This is a genomic window from Vibrio qingdaonensis, from assembly GCF_026191675.1.
GTDB lineage: Bacteria > Pseudomonadota > Gammaproteobacteria > Enterobacterales > Vibrionaceae > Vibrio > Vibrio qingdaonensis.
This window is the reverse complement of the sequence record NZ_JAKRRY010000077.1, coordinates 1-5,254: the sequence shown is the minus strand read 5'-3', so window position 1 is coordinate 5,254 and position 5,254 is coordinate 1. Positions and strand designations below refer to the sequence as shown.

General features: G+C 45.8%; 7 protein-coding genes. 4 read left to right on the top strand and 3 right to left on the bottom strand.

Going from position 1 to position 5,254, the window contains the following annotated elements; all coding sequences use genetic code 11:
• Positions 1–62 precede the first annotated feature (62 nt).
• Complete coding sequence (locus MD535_RS24970) at positions 63–1,193, bottom strand: 5-(carboxyamino)imidazole ribonucleotide synthase (protein WP_265677967.1); 1,131 nt, start codon at positions 1,191–1,193, stop codon at positions 63–65.
• Between the two features lie 2 nt (positions 1,194–1,195).
• Positions 1,196–1,681 (bottom strand): 5-(carboxyamino)imidazole ribonucleotide mutase, encoded by a 486-nt coding sequence (purE, locus tag MD535_RS24965; RefSeq protein ID WP_265677965.1) that lies wholly within the window; start codon positions 1,679–1,681, stop codon positions 1,196–1,198.
• A 181-nt stretch (positions 1,682–1,862) separates the two neighbouring features.
• On the opposite strand from purE, the gene MD535_RS24960 reads away from it, so the two are divergent.
• The 4 genes from MD535_RS24960 to MD535_RS24945 all read left to right on the top strand — a co-directional run bounded on the left by MD535_RS24960 (position 1,863) and on the right by MD535_RS24945 (position 4,502).
• Entirely contained in the window at positions 1,863–2,420 is a 558-nt protein-coding gene (locus tag MD535_RS24960; protein ID WP_265677964.1) for an L-threonylcarbamoyladenylate synthase, read from the top strand.
• Positions 2,421–2,435: 15 nt separating this feature from the next.
• Positions 2,436–3,341: an oxygen-dependent coproporphyrinogen oxidase gene (hemF, locus tag MD535_RS24955; RefSeq protein ID WP_265677963.1), complete on the top strand. Its 906-nt coding sequence runs from the start codon at positions 2,436–2,438 to the stop codon at positions 3,339–3,341.
• 65 nt (positions 3,342–3,406) lie between these two features.
• The gene (gene aroE / locus MD535_RS24950) at positions 3,407–4,234 is read left to right on the top strand and encodes a shikimate dehydrogenase (protein ID WP_265677962.1); all 828 of its coding nucleotides are present in this window, start codon (positions 3,407–3,409) and stop codon (positions 4,232–4,234) included.
• A 4-nt stretch (positions 4,235–4,238) separates the two neighbouring features.
• Positions 4,239–4,502 carry a DUF1488 family protein gene (locus MD535_RS24945; RefSeq protein WP_265677960.1) on the top strand — a complete coding sequence of 88 codons (264 nt, stop codon included), beginning with the start codon at positions 4,239–4,241 and terminating at the stop codon, positions 4,500–4,502.
• Here the strand turns inward: MD535_RS24945 and MD535_RS24940 are convergent.
• Positions 4,499–5,047, bottom strand: coding sequence for a gamma carbonic anhydrase family protein (locus MD535_RS24940; RefSeq protein WP_265677959.1), 549 nt, complete (start codon positions 5,045–5,047; stop codon positions 4,499–4,501). The two genes, MD535_RS24945 and MD535_RS24940, sit on opposite strands and share 4 nt — an antisense overlap.
• Positions 5,048–5,254: the final 207 nt, after the last annotated feature.

Sequence of the window (5,254 nt, the reverse complement as noted above, 5' to 3'; positions counted from 1 at the left end):
TCTTAATGAGCCGTTTTTTATTGGAGTGAGATAATCACTGACCGGAGAGTATGCTTGGGCGCCTACAAAGCGTGCGCCGCAGGCTTTAGTGCCGGAAAGGCTGCAGGGTCTAGAACATCAGCGAGCTTAATGAGCGTCGCTTTCAGTTCTGTGTTGTCAGAGGCTGATACATTAATATGCCCCATCTTACGCCCAGCTCGTTTTTCTTTGCCATACCAATGTACATGACAGCCTGGTAACTGATGCACCGCTTCTGGGACGCAATCTTCGCCTAAGATGTTGACCATTGACGTTGTGCGGGTGAGCTGTGTTGAACCAAGCGGCATGTTACATACTGCACGTAAATGGTTTTCAAATTGGCAAGTATCGGCGCCTTGTTGTGTCCAGTGTCCAGAATTGTGCACGCGCGGGGCAATTTCATTGACGAGTAGAGCACCATTGACGTCAAAGAACTCTAATGCCAGCACGCCGACATAATCGAGAGACTCTGCAACGGCGGTGAACATTTTGGCTGCTTGTTGCTGTAGCTCAGTTTCATCAATCGCGGTTGATAGCGTTAATACGCCGTCGGTATGCACGTTTTCCGCCAAAGGATAAATCGCAATATCACCTTGTTGATTACGAGCGCCAATCAGTGAGACCTCACGCTGAAAAGGGACAAATTCTTCCGCGACAATCGCTTGGTTCTCTGACTGCTCGATACACGCTAGCATTTCCGCCCAAATTGATTCGACATTATCGAGGGATTTAAGCCGCCATTGACCTTTACCGTCGTAGCCACCAAGCGCACTTTTTAGCACCATCGGCAAGCCGACATGAGAAATGGCCGTATCGAAATCTTGTCGTGAGCGGATAATGGCGTACTTGGCATTTTTTACACCTGCTTGATCAAGCAGCGCTTTTTCAATGCGTCGATCACCACCGGCTTTGATCGCCTGCGTCGAAGGGAGAAACTTGCCACTTTTTTCACAGATGTCTAAAACTGCAAGCGGGATGTGCTCAAACTCAGCCGTAATCACGTCAGCAAGGTCGATAGCTTGCTGTAAACCGTTACCCAGCACTTCAAGTGTTAAGGGGTGGACGATGTCTTCGCTGTTTACGTCAAACGCCGATATCTTGATATTGAGAGGTGCGCCAGCCAGAGCCATCATTCGTGCTAACTGACCAGCTCCTAAAACCAATACGTGCTTCATGATCAATCCTCTGATGGATCAGGGTTTGCGAGTACAGTATCCGTTTGTGTTTGGCGGAATGCTTCGACCTTTTCCATCACCGCCGGTTGGTGAATGCCGATGATTTGGGCCGCTAGGATGCCCGCATTAGCAGCACCAGCTTCACCAATGGCTAAAGTACCGACTGCAATGCCTTTTGGCATTTGAACGATAGAGAGCAGTGAGTCCATTCCTTTTAGTGCACGACTTTGCACTGGCACACCTAATACAGGAATGCTCGTGAATGCTGCAGCCATACCTGGAAGGTGTGCCGCACCGCCAGCTCCTGCGATGATAACGGAAATACCGCGCTCTTTGGCAGAAGTCGCGTAGTCTGCTAGTAGTTGTGGTGTGCGGTGAGCGGAAACAACTTTCGTTTCATATTCCACACCAAATTGGTCTAGCATATCAGCAGCCAGTTGCATTGTTGGCCAGTCTGATTTTGAACCCATAATAATACCGACTTTCATCCGAAGCTCCTTCAAAGCATGTTCAAATGGACTAAATTGCGCGCATTATACGAGTATTTTTTTCATAGGAAAACGTTTGCGTGAGTTAAAGTTGGGTTTTTTTCTGGATTCTAGACTGGCTTTTGAGCATAGTGCGGTGAATTGTAAAAAAAATGTTTAGATTTAAGGGAAGGAAGGCGCAGTGAATAACGTTCTCTCTATTGTCGATACGCTCAAGTCGGGTGAGGTGATTGCTTATCCAACAGAAGGTGTGTTTGGTGTCGGTTGTGATCCGGACAACATAGAAGCGATTAAAAAGCTATTGGCGGTAAAAGAAAGACCTGTAGAGAAAGGTCTGATTTTAATTGCGAGTAGCTATGAACAGCTGCGTCCCTATATTGACGAGACTCAACTCAGCAAGACGCAACTTGAACGTGTGTTCTCTACTTGGCCAGGCCCTTATACTTGGGTGATGCCAGCCAGTAGAAAGGTATCTCCTTGGTTGAGTGGTCAGTTTGATACGATTGCAGTAAGGGTGACCGACCATGCTCTTGTTCAAGCGTTATGCCAAGAATTTGGTAAGCCAGTGACATCGACGAGCGCTAACTTAACCGGTATGCCTTCATGTATGACGGTAAATGAAGTGAAGGTTCAACTTGGAGAGCGCCTAGCGGGTATTCTTAATGGTGAAGTGGGTGGGCGTGAAAACCCGAGCGAAATTCGTGACGCAAGAACTGGGAAAATGATTAGGCAAGGGTAGAGAGGTCGATAGACAATGTCAGGTGTAGATAAACATCAAGTGAAAGCATTCTTGTTGCAATTACAAGATGCCATTTGTGAACAACTAACCAGCGTAGACGGTGTAGCGCAATTTGTTGAAGATGAATGGCAAAGAGAACTTGGCGGCGGCGGGCGAAGTCGCGTGCTTAAAGATGGCGGGGTGTTTGAACAAGGTGGCGTAAACTTTTCCCATGTCTTTGGAGATAAAATGCCAGCGTCTGCTACCGCTCACCGCCCAGAATTGGCGGGACGCAAGTTCGAAGCCATGGGAGTCTCTTTAGTGTTGCACCCCAAAAATCCTTATGTGCCCACATCGCACGCCAATGTGCGCTTTTTTGTGGCAGAAAAAGAGGGTGAAGCACCCATCTGGTGGTTTGGTGGTGGCTTTGATTTAACACCGTTTTACCCTTTTGAGGAAGACTGTCAGCATTGGCATCAGGTAGCTAAGGATTTATGTGCGCCATTTGGCGATGACGTCTATGCCGAACACAAAAAGTGGTGTGATGACTACTTCTTCTTACCGCACCGAAATGAAACCCGCGGTATTGGGGGCTTGTTCTTTGATGATCTAAATCAGTGGGGCTTTGATAAGTCGTTTCAGTATATGCAGGCGGTTGGTAATGGTTACCTCGATGCGTACTTGCCGATAGTGCATAAACGTAAGAGTTTAGAGTTTGGCTCACGTGAACGTGACTTTCAACTCTATCGCCGTGGTCGATATGTCGAGTTCAACCTCGTTTATGACCGTGGAACTCTGTTCGGTTTGCAAAGTGGCGGACGGACAGAGTCGATACTAATGTCAATGCCACCATTAGCGCGCTGGGAATATAGTTATCAGCCTGAAGAAAATACACCAGAAGCGACGCTTTACTCGGACTATTTGAAGCCAAGAGACTGGTAACTTGGCGAAAGCATGCTGAAGTGATAGTGTCTTTAATATCACTTTAGTATGCAGCAGGCAGGGACATGAGCAAGCCAGATCAGTATGTTGTTTTCGGAAATCCTATCACTCAAAGTAAATCTCCTTTTATTCATACCTTGTTTGCTAAGCAAACTGCGCAAAATATGGAGTATGGCCGTCAGCAGCCGGATAACACAGAGTTTATATCTGCAGTTGAAGTGTTTTTTAATGAGGGTGGTAAAGGGTGCAACATCACCGCCCCCTTTAAAGAAGAAGCTTATCAATTTGCAAGCCGCCTAACAGAAAGAGCGCAATTGGCAGGAGCGGTTAACACGTTAAAGAAAGTCGATGATGGTGAGATCATTGGAGACAATACTGATGGTGAAGGATTAGTTCAGGACTTATTACAGCATCAAGTGATGCTCGAGGGCGCATCAATTCTTGTCATAGGGGCTGGTGGAGCCGCTCGTGGTGTGCTGAAACCGCTTTTAGATCAAAAACCGTCCTCAATCACCTTGACCAACCGCACTTTTGGAAAAGCAGAAGACTTAGTGGGTATTTTTTCCAGCTTTGGGGCTATCAATGCCATCGAAATGTCGAGTGTTTCGAAAAGCTATGATGTTGTTATCAACTCTACATCTGCAAGTCTGTACAACGAACGTCCAAGTATAAGTCACGCAATTTTTGGTCCGCAGACGGTGAGTTATGATATGGCCTACGGTCAAGGACTAACGACATTCAATCAGTGGGCCAGTCAATCAGGTGCTGCGGTCACTTATGACGGACTGGGTATGTTAGTGGGGCAAGCCGCTGAAAGCTTCATGCTATGGCGTGGGCTACGCCCGGGCTCTCGACAAATCTTGCGCGAACTTCGTAGAAATCTGGAAAGTTAGTAAAATGAATCAATCAATATTGTTTTCTGATGACATTGTATGGAATTCCCTCACGCAGACATTAGCATTTCATGCCAATCAGTCCGGCATGCTAATTACTTGTACTATTGATGCTGAAAAGCTAGGTCAGTTAGCCTCTATGCGGGTGAATAATGAAGAAGAGGCTATCGAAGCATATAAAAAAGCGCAGTTTGATATTGAAGAGTGCGCAGAAGCCCTCATTGAAGATGAGGACTTCGATGACCAAGGTAATATTAAAGTGGGCTAGCGAATAACGTCAACATGATTAATGTAGTCATTTTTGTTCTGTACATAATTGTTTGATGACGTCTGTAAAAATGTGGTTTCTTTTTCTGTTAGTGGACGAATTTGTTTTACCGGGCTTCCCACGTATAGGTAGCCCCTTTCGAGGCGCTTATTTGGTGGAACTAAACTTCCCGCACCAATCATTACATCGGATTCAATGATGGCACCATCTAATACGATGCTAGCCATTCCAATCAACACGCGGTCGTGAATGGTGCAGCCGTGAAGCATAACCTGATGACCAATAGTGACATCACTACCAATTAATAATGGATAACCCTCAGGGTTATCCATATTTCTGTGGGTAACATGTAAGACGGAGTTGTCTTGAATATTCGTTCTGTCTCCAATCTCAATACGATTGACATCGCCACGTGCAGAGACGAATGGCCAAATGCTCACATCCTTACCAAGGTGAACATCTCCTACGATAACGCTAGTCATATCTATATAGACAGAAGAGTCGAATTGCGGGCAAATTCCTTTGAAACTACGAACTGAAGTCATATTTATCTCTTAGTTGAGAGTTTGTAATGTGATTTATGCTGATTTTAAGCGGTTTTTTAACCATTAAGAATAAAAAACAATCAGACAGATAAAAAAAGTTGAAAAAGTGACTTTTAGGGCTTGCCAATGTGATTCGGATCTCTATAATGCACCCTCGCTGACACGGGAACGGTTCAACAAAAACCGAGAACGAGTCAGAAGGTTATT